General features: G+C 59.4%; 17 protein-coding genes and 1 tRNA gene. 4 read left to right on the top strand and 14 right to left on the bottom strand.

The window, feature by feature from the left end:
* Window positions 1–726 precede the first annotated feature (726 nt).
* From ABVK50_RS11740 to ABVK50_RS11720, 5 genes are all read right to left on the bottom strand, one after another.
* Complete coding sequence (locus tag ABVK50_RS11740; protein ID WP_353641395.1) at window positions 727–1,212, bottom strand: hypothetical protein; 486 nt, start codon at window positions 1,210–1,212, stop codon at window positions 727–729.
* Between the two features lie 11 nt (window positions 1,213–1,223).
* Window positions 1,224–1,448, bottom strand: coding sequence for a hypothetical protein (locus ABVK50_RS11735; protein ID WP_353641396.1), 225 nt, complete (start codon window positions 1,446–1,448; stop codon window positions 1,224–1,226).
* Window positions 1,445–1,735 (bottom strand): hypothetical protein, encoded by a 291-nt coding sequence (locus tag ABVK50_RS11730; RefSeq protein WP_353641397.1) that lies wholly within the window; start codon window positions 1,733–1,735, stop codon window positions 1,445–1,447. Before ABVK50_RS11730 ends, ABVK50_RS11735 begins: the two co-directional genes overlap by 4 nt.
* Window positions 1,719–2,144 (bottom strand): hypothetical protein, encoded by a 426-nt coding sequence (locus ABVK50_RS11725; RefSeq protein ID WP_353641398.1) that lies wholly within the window; start codon window positions 2,142–2,144, stop codon window positions 1,719–1,721. The genes ABVK50_RS11730 and ABVK50_RS11725 overlap by 17 nt, the downstream gene beginning before the upstream one ends.
* A gap of 226 nt (window positions 2,145–2,370) precedes the next feature.
* The gene (locus ABVK50_RS11720) at window positions 2,371–3,312 is read right to left on the bottom strand and encodes a hypothetical protein (RefSeq protein ID WP_353641399.1); all 942 of its coding nucleotides are present in this window, start codon (window positions 3,310–3,312) and stop codon (window positions 2,371–2,373) included.
* A 183-nt stretch (window positions 3,313–3,495) separates the two neighbouring features.
* Between ABVK50_RS11720 and ABVK50_RS11715 the strand changes: the two genes are divergently transcribed.
* Complete coding sequence (locus ABVK50_RS11715; protein WP_353641400.1) at window positions 3,496–3,744, top strand: hypothetical protein; 249 nt, start codon at window positions 3,496–3,498, stop codon at window positions 3,742–3,744.
* 358 nt (window positions 3,745–4,102) lie between these two features.
* Here ABVK50_RS11715 and ABVK50_RS11710 read toward each other — a convergent pair whose 3' ends face one another.
* The 3 genes from ABVK50_RS11710 to ABVK50_RS11700 all read right to left on the bottom strand — a co-directional run bounded on the left by ABVK50_RS11710 (window position 4,103) and on the right by ABVK50_RS11700 (window position 7,238).
* Window positions 4,103–5,350, bottom strand: a complete 1,248-nt coding sequence (locus tag ABVK50_RS11710) for an AAA family ATPase (RefSeq protein ID WP_353641401.1) — start codon at window positions 5,348–5,350, stop codon at window positions 4,103–4,105.
* Window positions 5,351–5,513: 163 nt separating this feature from the next.
* Entirely contained in the window at window positions 5,514–5,744 is a 231-nt protein-coding gene (locus ABVK50_RS11705; RefSeq protein WP_353641402.1) for a hypothetical protein, read from the bottom strand.
* A gap of 207 nt (window positions 5,745–5,951) precedes the next feature.
* On the bottom strand, window positions 5,952–7,238 hold the full coding sequence (locus tag ABVK50_RS11700; RefSeq protein WP_353641403.1) for a tyrosine-type recombinase/integrase: 1,287 nt from the start codon (window positions 7,236–7,238) through the stop codon (window positions 5,952–5,954).
* A gap of 150 nt (window positions 7,239–7,388) precedes the next feature.
* Between ABVK50_RS11700 and ABVK50_RS11695 the strand changes: the two genes are divergently transcribed.
* Window positions 7,389–7,447 (top strand) — tRNA-OTHER (locus tag ABVK50_RS11695).
* 86 nt (window positions 7,448–7,533) lie between these two features.
* Here ABVK50_RS11695 and ABVK50_RS11690 read toward each other — a convergent pair.
* Window positions 7,534–7,941, bottom strand: coding sequence for a GFA family protein (locus ABVK50_RS11690; protein ID WP_353641404.1), 408 nt, complete (start codon window positions 7,939–7,941; stop codon window positions 7,534–7,536).
* A 133-nt stretch (window positions 7,942–8,074) separates the two neighbouring features.
* Here ABVK50_RS11690 and ABVK50_RS11685 point away from each other — a divergent pair, with 133 nt between their 5' ends.
* Window positions 8,075–8,848: an NAD kinase gene (locus ABVK50_RS11685; protein ID WP_353641405.1), complete on the top strand. Its 774-nt coding sequence runs from the start codon at window positions 8,075–8,077 to the stop codon at window positions 8,846–8,848.
* A 243-nt stretch (window positions 8,849–9,091) separates the two neighbouring features.
* Window positions 9,092–10,666 (top strand): DEAD/DEAH box helicase, encoded by a 1,575-nt coding sequence (locus ABVK50_RS11680; RefSeq protein WP_353641406.1) that lies wholly within the window; start codon window positions 9,092–9,094, stop codon window positions 10,664–10,666.
* Window positions 10,667–10,741: 75 nt separating this feature from the next.
* Here the strand turns inward: ABVK50_RS11680 and ABVK50_RS11675 are convergent, their stop codons facing one another.
* From ABVK50_RS11675 to ABVK50_RS11655, 5 genes are all read right to left on the bottom strand, one after another.
* On the bottom strand, window positions 10,742–11,398 hold the full coding sequence (locus ABVK50_RS11675; RefSeq protein ID WP_353641407.1) for an OmpA family protein: 657 nt from the start codon (window positions 11,396–11,398) through the stop codon (window positions 10,742–10,744).
* Window positions 11,399–11,527: 129 nt separating this feature from the next.
* Window positions 11,528–11,896, bottom strand: a complete 369-nt coding sequence (locus ABVK50_RS11670; protein ID WP_353641408.1) for a GFA family protein — start codon at window positions 11,894–11,896, stop codon at window positions 11,528–11,530.
* Window positions 11,897–11,994: 98 nt separating this feature from the next.
* Window positions 11,995–12,348 carry a hypothetical protein gene (locus ABVK50_RS11665; protein ID WP_353641409.1) on the bottom strand — a complete coding sequence of 118 codons (354 nt, stop codon included), beginning with the start codon at window positions 12,346–12,348 and terminating at the stop codon, window positions 11,995–11,997.
* A 261-nt stretch (window positions 12,349–12,609) separates the two neighbouring features.
* A protein-coding gene (gene prfB / locus ABVK50_RS11660) for a peptide chain release factor 2 (protein ID WP_353641410.1) occupies window positions 12,610–13,741 on the bottom strand; the annotation gives its coding sequence in 2 pieces (ribosomal slippage) (window positions 12,610–13,674 and window positions 13,676–13,741; 1,131 coding nt in all).
* A gap of 123 nt (window positions 13,742–13,864) precedes the next feature.
* Window positions 13,865–16,306, bottom strand: a complete 2,442-nt coding sequence (locus ABVK50_RS11655) for a penicillin-binding protein 1A (RefSeq protein WP_353641411.1) — start codon at window positions 16,304–16,306, stop codon at window positions 13,865–13,867.
* Between the last annotated feature and the right edge of the window lie 137 nt (window positions 16,307–16,443).

The raw sequence follows: 16,443 nt of genomic DNA, 5'->3' as shown, positions 1-16,443 counted from the left end.
CGGTGCGCCGGTTGCGATATCGACCATCTGGACGACGTAGCCGGCTACGATGTCAACGCGCAGCTAGGCATTTTATTGCCCTGGTGTCGTCGCGGCTGGCGATTTAAAGCAACCTAGCCGAGTCATCAGGTCTTGAACTGCCTTGGATGCCACCAGTGACGTGTCCGTTTCTAATGTCGCTACGCGCATTGCCAACTCTCCGCAGGTCGCATCTAGGCTCGTAGCGCCACCCAAAGTCTTAGTGCTTCTGCCAGTCGGAGCGGTTAGAGCGGCCTGCGTTTGAGCGGTCAGTACAGATAAGCGCCACTCAAGACTGAAAATGTAAAGGCCAACGGCCAGTGCTCCGCAGGCAATTGTCGTCACTACCCCAAACCGGTTGGCAATTTCCCATGACATAGTCATCCCCCAAATACCCGAACCGATTTATAGCACTTAGAGAATTTGCGGTCACCCGTGCGCCCAATCATGATCACTTGCGGTTGAACGGGCTTTCGATCAGATTCCACAACCTCCGGGCGCTCTAAATACACCGCAATGTCCTTGAAGCCTTTGCGGTGTTCCGCGAGCAATTGCCGTGTGGTCGCTCTTGTGATCGTTGAAGTTTTAACCCCTGCTAATACCCTTGCTCGCGCTCGTCGCCGTGATGGCATCGTTAATCATTGAGTTCGTTGCGAATTTGCCGTCGGATCGTTGACCTAGCGTCTGTTTGGATAACCGCTGCTTTGGTCATTCGACCGCTTTCGGCGTCGCCGACGCTGCATAGGCTGCGGCCATCTCGGTAAAACCTTCGGGATCGGACTCGCGGGCGCGGCCCATGAAATACAATTCTTCGCCTTGCGCCTGCCTCATGCCCGGCACGCCTGCGGCTCGACCAGCTGCGACCATCACGTCGGTAAAGTTCATTGATCCGGCGAAGTAACCAAACATCGCCTTGCCAAAGGCGTTGGTAGATGCGTCGGGCATCTGACCGTACAGCCATGCTGCAAACGTGGTGATGTCAGCGGCGTCCAGATAGAGTTTGGACTTGTCCAAATAAACGTTGCGGTCGGCAATGTGGACGTTGGTGCGGTCGGTCGTAGCGTCCAAGCTTTCAACCCGGACAGCATGAGGATTGATACCCGGATCAACGTTCGTCTGGATTTGGCCGATCTTGTTGCCGACTAGCAGCACATAAAGATTGGCGGTTTCGACGTAAATTAACTGCGGGGTCATTGCTCTGATCCTCATTCAAATTCGTAGCGTGTGACGCCGTAGCGTCTGTTCAATGCCCACCGCACTAAATCGTCGGTTCGAATGACAAGCATTTCGGCGCATCGGATCGGGATCGGAAAAGAATTGTAAGACTGCATGTAGTAGAGGCGCTTCATATCCCACGAGAAGATAGATGCGGCAAAACTTTCATCAACATATGGGCTGAAAGGAACGGCGACGGCTTCTTGCGTGTTCACGATGATGCTTCCATGTAACGTTGCCATTTTTTGTTAGCCGTTGCTTCGGTGTCATTTGCGGTGATCACTGGAACACTACCGAATAGGACGCGGTGAACATCACTTCGCAGCCCTTCGCCAATGTCGTCCCCGTCGATCATCATCGCGTAGTCAAAGGGCGGTTGCTGTTGCCGGAAAGCCGCAAGCCAATCCCGCTGTTCGTCGCTGAGGCGTCCGAATGCACCCACTTTGCGTCGTACAGCGCGTTGCAGTTCGTCCAGCCGCCGCCGTTCATCGCGCAACGTCATCGCTGAGAAGCTTTTCCAATTGGTCCAGTTTGTTGCGAATGTCGGCAAGCTCGCCAATTTCATTCAGGCGGGCCAAGGCTGTTGCGATGCTGCGGACTTCATCCGGGCTGGCTTCGCCGCTGATAAGCATTTCGGCGACTGTGGACGGGCTTGCGTCGTCCATCTGCACCGTGCGGTCGCGCGGTAATATTTTGTCGAGAACGTAGGTGATCGCTTTGAAGTCACCTGCCATGATCAGTTCCCAGAGCTTCTGAATTGCATCGCCTCGCATGTCGCGAATTGATTGCAGCACTTCGTTGCTGATCTTGTTTTTCGATCCCGGCTTTCGGCCCGGATTACCCGACGCCCAACGACCGTTCGGTAATTGCACGACCGTTGATGTACGGAGTTCTACGGCGTTGTCGGTCATGCTCATATCCACTCGATCCGACAGCCATATTTACCGGCCCATGCGGTAACGCTTCGGGTGTCGTAACGTCCTGCCCAATTTGGCCCCGCTGATGGTTGCGGGAACCCATGACGACGCCGATAGTACTCCAGCGCCTGTCGGCTAAAGCCGAACGCTGCACACAGTTGCGACGATTGGAGCGTCGGTCCAGCCGGGAGAATGATGGTCGAAGGCAACGCCATTGCTGCTACTCGCGGCCCATGAGCAGCTTGTATGCAACTTCGATCGGCAATTCCGTCGCGGCGGCAATTGCGATGGTCACGCTGCGCAGCGTGGTCGCGACCAATGCAAGATGCTCGCGACGCTGCTTATAGCCGTCGATCAGCTTTTCAGCAGCCGTTTTAACCTGTGCGGCATCAGGACCGGCAGCAAGGGGTTCGGACGCGCTGGTCTCTTTGACAAATGCGCCAGTGAGCCCATGCAGCTTCGCAGTGCCCAGGCGGACCAGCCGCGCTTCGATAGCATCCCGCACCGGCTGCGGCAGATCGGGGAAGAACCCCCAACCTTCACTGATGGCCGCCAACTCGTCCAGATCGGCATTCTCGACGCGGGCGGCACGTTCGGCCAGCGATAGGGACCGCCAAAGCTGGCGGTACTCCTGCCGTATGGTCCCGATGCCGGGCTCCGGTGTGGTGGCGCGCTTCCATGCGGCATCAGCGGCCCGCGTCTCGTCCACACCGGCCTGTGTGAGCCCCTGAAAGGCAGGCGAGACGTATTTAACGACCAACTGCTGCACGTGAGCCGGGAAGCGGGCCGGATGCACCTCAGAGCGGGCGTGATTGGCCTGTTCGACCATCGTTGCGACACCGGCATTCAGTGCGGCCATATTCTGCCGCAACGGCTCTGCTGCGGTGTCGGGCAAGCGAGCAAGGAGCATGGAGTGCGATGCGCCATCCCTATGGGCGGTAACGACATCGCCGCGCTCTGTGACGGCTCCAACGAATAGGTCCGATTCGACGTTGGCAAAGGCTACCGGGAAAATAGGGCGGGCACGCATTTGGGATTTCTCCTTTAAAATCAGTTTGGTGTTGTTTGACACCATGAGAGGGTAATTCCGTCTAGGCGTCAAATAGAAATTTCGAAGATGATTATCTTTATAAACAACATCAATCATTGCAACAAGTAACAACGTCGATCATCAAGAATTAACAATGGATAACTCTAACAATTATCCGAAATCAATCCGGATTGTTTGCATCCATTGCTTTGACGGCTGGCGGCTCACGACGACGATCATCGTGTTGACGGTCGCAACGGGTCTTCCTATAGCGGACGTGGCTTCCGCCAAGGCTTAAATAAAGGGAGAAACCGTATGGATTGGAAGGATAGCTTCGAGGATCAATTCGACTGTAAAGTGATCGAAGGAAGCGAAACTGACCCGAGGTTGCACATAAAGATACGAATGGATCGGGACGAAATCCCTTCGCTCTCCGATGTTGGAAAATTCTTTTCACGCGAGGTTCCCGATGCTGAAACGGTCGTCATCGAGACGAACGGCCGCGTGTCTCGCACGCACATTAAAAACTCCAACGGAAACTGGTCGTATGTGCCGCGACGATAACCAACGCAAATGAACGCCACGACAGAGCAGCAAATCACATATTTGATGGTTGGTGCGATCAATGCACAATGAATTCAACGTGTTATGTGAACGATTGATGCGCGAAACACTGACGGGGTGTTTGGACGGGTAATGCGGACGGTTGGACGCCGTTGCGGCAATGATCGCATTTGGACGCGCATTAATTGTAAAAATTTAACGGCTCGGACGGTTTTATTATGAGAGTGTGCGGTGCGCCCCGCGCGCACACTCTCTAGGGGTATGGGGATATCTCGCGCGGGGGAGATTGAGGGGAGATACGGGGGAGACGCGGGGGAGATACGGTCCCGTTAATTAACGGCCAGCGTCCAAATTGCCGCTAATTAACGTCCAAATAGCGTTTCTCGTGACCATTTTCCTTCTTAATTGAGACTACAATTTTGCCAGCCGAAAGCAGCCGCTCCATTGCATCTTTCAGGGTTCGCTTAGAACATCCTTCCGCTTCGTGGTGTTTTGCGAAAACGGCTGGCGCGTAGTTCGGTCCGGCGCTTGGATTTACGTCGCGCCCTTGCGTTGAAAACAGTGCGAGCAATTTCAGGAATACGCGTTCGGCTTTTGGGTTGGCGTCCACGATCCCGCCGTCTTGTTCTGCGATGAAAATGCCGCCCTTCCATGCGACGGCTATCTCTATGCCGACGCGGCCATAGTTGCTTTTCATGACCTTCAATTGGCGCGCGTCCGGGTTTGGTTCGTAATCGCCTTCTTTAATCCGCTCGAAATAGAGCCGTGATCGCACGCTATTATTCCATGCGGTCGATCCGCTCGCTCCCGTCCCGGTGTTAATCCCGGTCAACGATGGATGCGCCAACAGCACAACGGCGCAACGATGCTTGATCGCCAGCCCGCGCATCATGCCGACGAACTGGCGGACCATTGCGCGGTCATTCTCATTGCCCGGAAAGGCATCGGCCAGCGTGTCCACAACGACCAATCGCGGCGCGGTCATGGCGATACGGACTTCGATTTGGTTCAGCAATTCCGTTCGTTTGAGAATGCCCTTCTTTGCGATCACATGGGCTAGAAGCGCGTCCTTGCCTGCCATGTCTGCGATGGTGATCCCGGCTAGGTCTGCCGTGGTCGCATTGTGCGATCCGGCAATGATCGCAAGACGGCGGTGCAATTCCGCGCGATCATCTTCCGCCGAAACATAGACCGTTCGTCCATGCATCGGCACCCGGTTCAACCAAATCCGGCCCAGCGCCATTGCAGCGGCAAGCTGCAATGCGAGTAGCGATTTTCCGGTCCCGCCGTCGCCGTAAAGCAGCGTGACGGTGTTCATCGGGATCATGTCGCCAACAAGCCATTCGCGGACCGGTGGCGGTCCCTGCAATTCACTCCCTACGATCCATTCGACCGGTGGCGGCAGCGGTGGCATGGATGGCATAAGCTGCATCGGCATCATCGGTATCGGACCGGGCTTCATGGGTAGCGGTGGCATTTGCGGAGCGATGGGATTGACCGGCATAGGCGGCACAGGCAGCGGCGGTGCGGCTGGCTGCATGGGCAGTGGTGCGGCGAACGCTGCCGGGTTGCCCGATATAGGGGCACCTGATATATTGGGGTTCATCGTTTTGACTTTCCGGCCCGGTTTGGCTCGCAACGCCTTGCCGGGCTAATTTTTTGAGCTTCTGACTACCGAACCGCTGCTTCGCTGGAAATATCGCTTCAATACAATGGCTTGATATCGCGCAGCGGTCCAAATTCACAATTGGGGTGTTCTGCCGGGTAAATCAGGCCGCGTGAGCGTCCATAAAGCGCTCGATTTCGGCTCGCGACCAATAGCGGCGATTGTTGATGACGCGTGGCTTTGGGAAGTCGGCAACGGGCGGCGTGCGCTTGCCGGTGCGCTTGTCGTAATCGCCTTTCAACCAGCGGTGCAACGTCATGGCAGTAACGCCGAAGATGCCGCACACGGCAGGGGCAGGAATGAGCGTATCAATAGGGTTCGGGTTCACGGACATGGGAAAGGGCTTCAATATCTAGATTGCCGGGGATCGCGGAGCATCCGCGCTGCTAGAGCACCACGTCTTTACCGTGGCATAGGCTATCCGGCCCTCGCGCCGCCGATCATCCGATCAAGGCGGCAAACCACCCCAAATCAGGCGGCGAGCATCACCGTGAGCTAACGTTAGCTCACGGTCAAGAGTATATCATAACGGATTTTTAGGTTATGCACGCTTCGGAAGCAGAGTTACATTGTTTGCGGTAATAGCTGCGATGCGAATTGCCCATTGTTCCAAAGCATCGCGTTTTTCAATTTGATAATCGTAGCGATTATAAATCCCGGCAACGCCGCTAACTTTGCCGGTTTTGTGATTTAGAATTGCTTCGGTCACTTCCTGCTTAATTCCAAGCTTCGCTAGTTCGGTCGCACAAGTGCGGCGTAGATCATGAAGATGCCAATTCGGCAAAGCCGGTTCTCCGCAGTGCTTATCGAGTGCGATCTTTCCGTTGCTGAAACCGCTGTAAGGCGTCTTGGCTGTGCGGGCCGCGAACACGTATTCGGATGCGTTGCCATCCGCATCGGTGATCATCGGCAATCCTTCAATGATCGTCTTTGCCAGCGGTGGCAGCGGCACGATATGCGCGCGTCCGTTCTTAGTGCGCGAGCCTTCAAGGGTGATCGCGGTGAGATCGTCGTTTAGTTCGGACCATTTGAGGTTGGCGATTTCGTCGCGGCGTTGCCCGGTCAAAAGCAAAAGCTGGATCATCGGGCCGAACTGATAGCCGCACTTGTCCGCTGCGTTCCAAACGGTCTTGATTTCTTCATGCGATAGGACGCGCTCCCGGCTTTGCGGTTTGGCCGGTGCTTCCGCTAGTTCGATGATGTTGCGACCGATCACGCGAGCAACGGCTTTCCAGCGGAAGAATGCGGACAACACCGCAAAGGCATTGCGTTGCGCTCCGGGTTCCAGCTTGGCGATAAGCTTTTCAATGTCGCGGTAATCAAGCGTGCGAATATCGGTGACGTGCTTCAAGTGCGGCTTGATGTTGGTCGCTATGATGCGTTCGTATTCGTCCGCAGTGGATGCTTTGACCGCCCTGCCCTTGAAACCTGCCGTGCGAGCCGTCTTCACGAATTCATCAAGCCAGTGATCAATGCTAAAGCGATTGCTGGTCTTCTGCTGTCGTGGATCATGACCGCGCCTCGCGTCCGCTATGACGCGTTCGGCCAACACTCGCGCTTGCGTGACGTTCAAAACCTGATTGGGATCGATGACGGTCCCGGTGCGATCTTCGGCGGCACCTTCTTCATCGTAGCGGCCTAGCGTGATCTTCGCGGGCTTGCCGTCCACCTTCGTTCGTACCGCCCATGACAAGCCGCCGCTCGGCTGCATGACCAGATACAACCCGGACTGTGCGCTGTCGGCTATTTCCTGACGGGCCGCGCCGGGCTTCAAATTCTTGATGAACGCGGCGGCTCGCTTGTGCTGCGACGGGATCGAAACGGCCATTTGGAAAGCTCCGGGTAACGTCAGGGGTAAACTGGGGTATGTTATTTCACGTTATGACCCGTTATGCAAACCGCTGCTCAATCAGCGCTAAACTGCTGATTTTCCGCTATTTCATGGCAATTCACGTTACCGTCCGATACCCTCCGAGGTGTGTTGGCACAAAATTTGTAAACCGAAGGTCGGCGGTTCGATCCCGTCCGGGGGCACCATTTTCACCATTTTCCAGCATCCGAAAAGCAGGTAGCAGGCGCGTTAACGGCGAAGGCCAGAATACCGCCGAGCCTGTCCCAGCGCGTTAGCCGCCCCCCTCGAATGCCTCGATCTCCTTCAGGCCGGGCAGCCAGTGCAGCGCGGATCTGTGCCAGACCTGGCGCGACGGCACGAGTTGGTCGCGTTGCCTGGCCGTGCCGACGCGCACGCCATAAACCTTCGGCCCCTCACCTACCGACGTCGCATAGATCGGCGAGCCGCATTCGGGGCAAAATGCCTGTGCGCGTCGGGCGCCACTCTCGGCCGTCTTCACGTAGATTTTCGGCTCCGCGGCCGTCAGCCTGAAATCGCTTTCGGCTACGGGGACGGTGACGCGAAACGCCGTGCCGCTGAGCACCTGACAATCCGTGCAGTGGCAGATGCCGATCTTTTGTGGATCAACGGTCGCCTCGTAACGCACGTGACCGCAATGACATGAACCGTCTATCCTCATGCGCGGGATCTCCTCTCGAAGCATCTCTCGGATGTTAACCGCGAATGCCAGTTCGAAGAAGAGGCTCCCTTTGCAGATGGCGGGCCGCATGCTACCCCGCTTGCGGCGTAGCGAGGGGCATAAGGCCGGATCGATGAACAAGGCCAGGAAGACATTTGCTTTCACCTCGTCGGACGCCGCCGACGCCGAACAGGCTGCCGCGCGGCTCTCCGCACGCTACGGGCACACTCCGGTCCACCAGGCCGATGTGATCGTGGCGCTCGGCGGCGATGGTTTTTTGCTTCAGACACTGCGCGAGACAATGGGCACCGGCAAGCAGGTCTACGGCATGAACCGTGGCACCATCGGCTTCCTGATGAACGAGTATCATGAGGACGAACTGCCCGAGCGCATCGCGGCGGCGGCCCCCGAGACAATCAGGCCGCTGGAAATGGACACGATCGGGGCCGATGGCTCGACCGCGCGCGCGCTCGCCATCAACGAGGTATCGCTGTTTCGCCAGTCCTACCAGGCCGCCAAGGTTCGCATCACCATCGACGGCAACATCCGGCTCGAGGAACTTGTCTGCGACGGCGTGATGGTGGCGACCCCTGCAGGCTCGACCGCCTACAACCTCTCGGCCCACGGCCCGATCCTGCCTTTGGATGCGCCGCTGCTCGCTCTCACCCCGGTAAGCCCGTTTCGGCCCCGCCGCTGGCGCGGCGCGCTGGTGTCGAAAGACTCCGTCGTGCGCTTCGACCTGCTGGAGCACACAAAGCGTCCGGTGAATGCCGTGGCCGATCATACTGAGGTGAAGTCCGTAGTCACCGTCACCGTGCGGGAGTCGCGGAATGCCACTGCCACGCTCCTGTTTGACGCCGGCCACTCCTGGAACGAGCGCATCCTCGCGGAGCAATTCCGCTACTGAGCGACAGCTTCGTCAATTACCGGAACGCGGAAGAAATGGAGTGACGCTGCGGAACCATGCCATCCATGTCGCATTAAGCGCTCGAAGGGATGAAAGCATAGGAACGCGGCCAATGCCCCAGCAAAGCCGAGTTCGGTTGACAAATCGTGGACTTAAGCCTATCGCGATGCAATATCGCAGTCGGCCTTCGTCTGCCGCGGACAATCCCGCCGTGCCCCTAACCAGCCAAAGCAGCCAAGAAACTTGTCCTCAGACAACCAGATCGCTCAAGAAGCGTTGACCTTCGCGGACCTCGGCCTGTCGCCGAAAGTCCTTTCCGCAGTCACCGACGCAGGCTACACCGTGCCGACGCCGATACAGCTCGGCGCGATCCCGCACGCCTTGCAGGGCAAGGACGTGCTCGGCATCGCCCAGACCGGCACCGGCAAGACCGCCTCGTTCGTGCTGCCGATGCTGACGCGGCTCGAAAAGGGCCGAGCCCGCGCCCGCATGCCGCGCACGCTGATCTTGGAGCCGACGCGCGAACTCGCCGCGCAGGTCGAGGAAAACTTCACCCGCTACGGCAAGAACCACAAGCTCAACATCGCGCTCCTGATCGGCGGCGTGTCGTTCGACGAGCAGGAAAAGAAGCTGGAGCGCGGTGCAGACGTGCTGATCGCGACTCCGGGCCGCCTGCTCGATCACCGCGAGCGCGGCAAGCTGCTCCTGAACGGCGTGGAAATCCTCGTCATCGACGAGGCCGACCGGATGCTCGACATGGGCTTCATCCCCGACATCGAGCGCATCTGCGAGATGATCCCGTTCACGCGTCAGACGCTTTTCTTCTCGGCCACGATGCCGCCGGAAATCACCAAGCTGACCGAGAAATTCCTGCACGCGCCGGTGCGCGTCGAGGTTTCCAAGGCGGCTTCGACCGGCGCCAACATAACGCAGCGGCTGGTGAAATCCGGACCGAAGCCCTGGGACAAGCGCGAGACGCTACGTAACCTGATCCGGGCCGAATCCGACGGGCTGAAGAACGCGATCATCTTCTGCAACCGCAAGGTGGAGGTCGCCGAACTGTTCCGCTCGCTGGTCAAGTACGAATTCGACGCCGGCGCACTGCACGGCGACATGGACCAGCGCGCGCGGATGCAGATGCTGTCCAATTTCCGCGACGGCAAGCTGAAGCTGCTCGTCGCCTCGGACGTCGCCGCACGCGGGCTCGACATTCCTGAAGTCAGCCACGTCTTCAACTACGACGTGCCGATCCATGCGGAGGATTATGTCCACCGCATCGGCCGAACCGGCCGCGCCGGCCGGCTGGGCAAGGCTTTCACCATCGTCACCAAATCCGACGTGAAATATGTCGACGCGATCGAAAGGCTGACTGGGCTCAAGATCGAGTGGCATGACGGCGATCTTTCGACGGTGGTTGCGTCCGAATCCGAAGACGAAGCGCCACGCCGCGGCCGTGGAGCCGGTGCGCCCCGCCGCAGTGGCCGCAAGGGCGATGGCGAGCGCAAGCCACGCGGCGAACGTCGCCCGCGCTCTGCTGAAGCAAAACCAGCCGAGGAAAAGGCGCAGCACCAGCCGGAACTCCGCTCCGAGCCGGTGATCGCCGACAATGACGAACGGCCGGCCCGCCGGGAAGCGATCAAGGCGGAAAACGCCGAGCGCAAGGCGCGGCCGGAACGCGCGGATCAGCCGCGCGGCGACCGCCAGGAACGCCCGCGTCGCGAGGACCGCAATGCCCGCCAGCGTCAGGAAGACAATGACGGAACAATCGGGTTCGGCGACGATATGCCCGCTTTCATGCGGGTGGCCGGCAAGGTCTGATACTCACAGTCTCTGCGAAAATGAAAAGGCCCGCATCGCTGCGGGCCTTTCTGTTCCGGTGGGTAGAGCCTGAAATCAGGTCAGCGGCGAAAGCTGGATTTCCACGCGACGGTTCTGCGCCCTTCCCTCGGCCGTGGCGTTGGAGGCGATCGGCCTGGTCTTGCCGAAACCGGTGACGGCGAAGCGGCGCGAATCGACACCCTGGGCGCTCAGATAATTGGCGACCGACAAAGCGCGGCGCTGCGACAAGTCGAAATTATGCTCGGCGCTGCCTGTCGAATCGGTATGGCCGAACACGTCGACGATCGTCTGCTGATACCTGTTGAGCACCAGGGCGACCGAGTTCAGGGTCTGGTAGAATCCCGGCTTGATCGAATCCTGGTCGACGCCGAAAGTAATGTCGGACGGCATGTTGAGGATGATCTGGTCGCCGGCGCGCGTGACGCTGACGCCTGTGCCCCGCAGTTGCGCCCTGAGTTCGGCCTCGTTGCGGTCCATCGTGGCGCCGATCGCGCCGCCAGCGAGCGCGCCGACGCCCGCCCCGATCAGAACCGCGTTGCGTTGCGCATTGGAGCTGCCGCCAACCGCCATGCCGGCCAGCGCGCCGAGTCCCGCGCCCAAGGCTGCACCGCCTGCGGTGTTGGAAACCTTCTGCTCGCCCGTGTAGGGATCTGTCGTGCACGCGCCGACAAATGCCGTCGCGACCAGCGCGGCAATCCATTTTCTGCTCATTCGGTGGTCCCTCTCCTGACTGTCCCCGAAGGCGCGCGAGTCGCGCTGCCCTTCAGATTGCTTGTAACATGAATTGCGGCGAAAAACGGTCGAACCCGACCCGGCCAATTCGCAATGTGAGCTGGCCCGCTACCAGAGATTCTTGCCGTCGATCACGACCACCTCGACCGCGCCAAGATCGAAATCGTCGAACAGCCGCGAATTGACGCTGATCCTTGGATTCTCGAAATCAGGTTCGCCCGTGCTGAAGTCAGGCGTCTCGGTGAAGGTGCCGCAGCCGCAAATGGCGCAAAAGCCATGCTTCACCGTCCGCGATCCCCATTGATAGAAGGAGACGTTTTCCTCTGGCGTCAGAAGCTTGAACTGGCTGGGCACATAATAGGCCCACAACGAGCCGCGCTTGGAGCAGAACGAGCAGGTGCAGGAGGTTACCGTCTGCGGGGGCTCGCTGACTTCGAATACTGTCGCCTTGCAGTGGCAGCTTCCGACAATCGCCATGTCACGTCCTTCCGATGATGGGCGGGTTCACGCTTCAGGCTAACCCAGTCGACCATCACCGGTCCATCCCAACAGCATCGGTCAGGATGGCGAGGTGCTCAATACGAGCGCGGCGGAACGAACAGGCAGATGGTCCTGCCGTCGCTGGCGCCGGCCACCGAACACCAGTGGAACTGGCCGTCCGGCGAATTCTTCAGGCGCGCATCGGAATATGCGACGACTTCGCCCGTGCCTTCTATGACATAGCCTTCCGGGCGCTCACTGATCGCCTTGCCGGGTACTTCGCGGCAATCGTAACCCGAACAGCAGGAGAATGGATATTTCCAGCCGTTCGGTTGCGCGGCGGTCGGTATGGCGTCATGGGCGAATGCGGGAACTGAAAAGGACAGGATGAGAGATGCGGCCACACCGGCCAGACCGGCGGGCAAGGAGGGGAGTGTCGAGCAAAACATGGTTGTTTTCCACAGTTGCCTCCTCCCAGAAGCTGCACCTAAGTGGTCACCCGAGCTTGCGCCCATGTGGTTACCAGCATCTTAACGTGATTGCCTGCCTCCGGTTCCCTGGACCCCGGATGGCGGCGCGGCATGTTCTTATCCGACAATCCCGGTCAAAACTGAGCAACCCCGCTCCCTCCCCATGGAGAAGGCTTGAGCAAGGTGCGTCCGTGGCTGAAATTCGCCGGTGCTTCTCCTCCGCCGGGGTTGGCGGAAGGGTCAATCTATATCGGCGAGGGGCTGCCCGGCCGAACCTTCGATGCGATGCGACAGCGACGCTTCCATGAAATCGTCGAGGTCGCCGTCAAGCACATCGGAAGGGCTGGTGCTTTCCACACCTGTGCGCAGATCCTTCACCAGCTGGTAGGGCTGCAGCACATAGGAGCGGATCTGGTGTCCCCAGCCGATGTCGGTCTTTGCCGCCTCGGTCGCGCTGGCGGCGGCCTCGCGCTTCTTCAGCTCTTCCTCGTATAGCCTCGAGCGCAGCATCTCCCAGGCCTTTGCCTTGTTCTTGTGCTGCGAGCGCTCGGCTTGGCAGGCGACCGCGATTCCGGTCGCGAGATGCGTGATGCGCACGGCGGAGTCGGTGGTGTTGACGTGCTGGCCACCCGAGCCCGACGCGCGATAGGTGTCGATGCGCACATCGGATTCGCTGACGTCGATGTCAATGGAATCGTCGACAACCGGATAGACCCAAACACTTGCGAACGACGTGTGGCGGCGGGCGTTCGAATCATAGGGCGAAATGCGCACCAGCCGGTGGACGCCGGATTCGGTCTTCAACCAGCCATAGGCGTTGTGGCCTTTGATCAGCACGGTGGCGGACTTGATGCCGGCTTCTTCACCGTCGTGGACTTCCAGCACCTCTACCTTGAAGCGCCGCCGTTCAGCCCAGCGCGTGTACATGCGCAACAGCATCGACGCCCAGTCCTGGCTTTCCGTGCCGCCGGCGCCGGCGTGAACTTCGAGATAGGTATCGTTGGCGTCGGCTTCGCCCGAAAGCAGGGTCTCGATCTGGCGGGCCTTGATCTCCCCGGAAAGCGAGCGGATGGCGGTTTCCGCCTCGGCGACAATATCGGCGTCGCCCTCCTCCTCGCCCATTTCAATGAGGTCGACATTGTCGGCAAGCGCCTGCGACAGCCTTTTGACGGAAGTGATCCCGTCATCGAGGCTCTGGCGTTCGCGCATCAGTTTCTGCGCTTCCTGCGGGTCGTTCCAGAGGCTCGAATCCTCCGCGCGCATGTTCAGGTATTCGAGACGTTTCAGGGCCTCGTCCCAGTCAAAGATGCCTCCTCAGCAGGCTTATGGCCTGCTTGATTTCGTCGACGAGCTTTTCCGTTTCTGCGCGCATGGCAGGTGCTTATCCTGAAATTGTGATGCCGGTTCGGGTTGGCGCGGAACATAGGGAGGCGTCCGCGGGCTGTAAAGCAAAATGGGCCGGCGCGAGCCGGCCCATTTACCGATTCGGGTACGATCAGTAGAGCCCGCCGCCGCCGGTCTGGATGGCCTTGCTGGCCTGCGGCGACAGCGCTTCGCCGGTGATCGAGCCGCCATCCTCACCCATGCCTATGACCCAATAACTGTCTGCGGGACCGGTGCCGGGCTTGAAAGCTTCCATGATGGTTCCGGGCTCGCCCTCGCGGGCCTGCATGCCAGTCTTGCGATTGATGGCGATGAGTTTCATACCCTCGGGAACCTGGAATTTGGTCGGCGGAACGCCTTTGAGCACTTCGGCCATGAACTCCTTGAAGATCGGCGCCGCAAGTCCGCCGCCGGTCGAGCCTTTGCCCAAGGTTTTCGGCTGATCGAATCCCAAATAGAGACCGACCACCAGATTGGGCGTGTAGCCCATGAACCAGGTGTCCTTCTCGTCGTTGGTCGTACCGGTCTTGCCGGCGATCGGACGGCCGAGCTCCGATACCGTAACGGCGGTTCCGCGTGTGACGACGCCCTCCATCATGGACGTGATCTGGTAGGCCGTCATCGGATCGAGCACCTGCTCGGCATTATCGATCAGTTCCGGCTCGGCCTGCTCGGCCCACTCCTCCGCCACGCAGCCTTGGCAGCCGCGCTCGTCATGCTTGAAAACGGTCTTGCCATAGCGATCCTGAATCCTGTCGATCAATGACGGTTTGATCTGCCGGCCGCCATTGGCCATCACCGAATAGGCCGAGACCATGCGCATGACGGTGGTTTCGCCCGAACCGAGCGACATGGCGATATGAGGCGGCATCTTGTCGTAGACGCCGAAACGCTCGGCATACTCGGCCACCAGCTTCATGCCCATGTCGTTGGCGAGTCGCACCGTCATGAGGTTTCGCGAACGCTCGATGCCGGCGCGCAGCGTCGACGGACCGGCCGGCTTGCCGTCATAATTCTTCGGCGACCAGACCTCGTTTCCGATTCTGATGGTGATCGGCCCGTCCATGATGACCGACGCCGGCGTGTAGCCATTGTCGAGCGCGGCGGCATAGACGAACGGCTTGAATGACGAGCCCGGCTGGCGCATTGCCTGCGTTGCCCGGTTGAACTCGGACTGCGCGTAGGAGAAGCCGCCGACCATTGCGAGCACGCGGCCGGTATGCGGATCCATCGCAACCATGCCGCCCGACACTTCCGGCGGCTGACGCAGCATGTAGCCCGCCTCGCCTTCCTTCTTCTCGACGAAGACCACGTCTCCGGGCTTCAGCACGTCGGCAGGAGAATCCGCTTTGACACGCTTGCCGTCCACCACATGGCGCATGGCAAAGCTCATGTCTTCCTTCGAGACGGTCGCCTGCTCGCGCTCATCCGCGAGCGCGCCGGATGCCTTGCGCTTGGGCTGAAGGCCAACCGTCAGGCCTGCCTTGGAGCTTTCCAGCACGACGGCAAGTCGCCATTCCGGCACATCGTCGAGGCGCTTGACCTCGCCGAGCGGCACGGCCCAATCGCCGGAAATATCTATCGTCGTCACCGGCCCGCGATAGCCGCGCAGCATGTCGTACTTCAACAGGCCGTTCTGCATGGCCTTGCGCGCGACAAGCTGCATCTTGGGATCGAGTGTTGTGCGAACCGACAATCCGCCCTCGTAGAGCGCGTCCTCGCCATAGCGGGCGATGATTTCGCGGCGCACTTCCTCGGTGAAATACTCTCCGGCGAAGAGGTAGGTTCCGCCCCTCCGGGGCGTAACGCCGAGCGGTTCGGCTTTGGACTTCTCGCCCTCCTCGCGCGAGATATAGCCATTGGCGACCATCTGGTCGATCACCCAATTGCGTCGCTCAATCGCGCGGTCGGTATATTTGAACGGATGGTAGTTCGACGGCCCCTTGGGAAGAGCCGCCATATAGGCGGCTTCCGCAACTGTCAGCTCGTTGACTGATTTGTCGAAATAGGTGAGCGCGGCGCCGGCAATGCCGTAGGAACCCAGGCCGAAGAAAATTTCATTGAGGTAGAGTTCGAGAATCCGATCCTTGGAATAGGCCTGCTCTATGCGGAAAGACAGGATCGCCTCCTTGACCTTGCGCTCCAGCGAACGCTCGTTGGTCAGGAGGAAGTTCTTTGCGACCTGCTGTGTGATCGTTGAGCCGCCCTGCATCGGACCGCCTCGCAAATAGACGACCGCGGCCCGGACGACACCTTCAAAATCGACGCCCGGATGCGAATAGAAGTTCTTGTCTTCCGCTGAAAGGAAAGCAGCCTTGACCCGGTCCGGCACGGCCTGGATCGGCAAATAGAGACGACGCTCGCGTGCGAACTCGCCCATAAGTGAGCCGTCTGACGCGTGGACCCGCGTCGTCACCGGCGGCTCGTAGCTGGCGAGCACCTCGTAATCTGGCAATCCCTTGGTCAGATTGCCAATATAGACTGCGACCCCGGCAGCCACCAAAAGCGCCAGCATCGTGCCGATGCCGAAGAAATAACCTAAAAGCCGAATCATGCCCGCTCCAGTCCGAGATCGGGATTTCTCTCCGCAAAAACAGAGACAACCGCAAGTCGCGGAAGCCTGCCCGATCCGATCGCGTTCAGCCTTGTCGCGCCGATGTGGATAAAATGCGGCGGCCTGACGAGGGTCTT

It is taken from the genome of Mesorhizobium sp. WSM2240, assembly GCF_040438645.1.
Classification (GTDB): Bacteria; Pseudomonadota; Alphaproteobacteria; order Rhizobiales; family Rhizobiaceae; genus Allomesorhizobium.
This window is presented reverse-complemented; position numbering and strand designations above follow the sequence as displayed.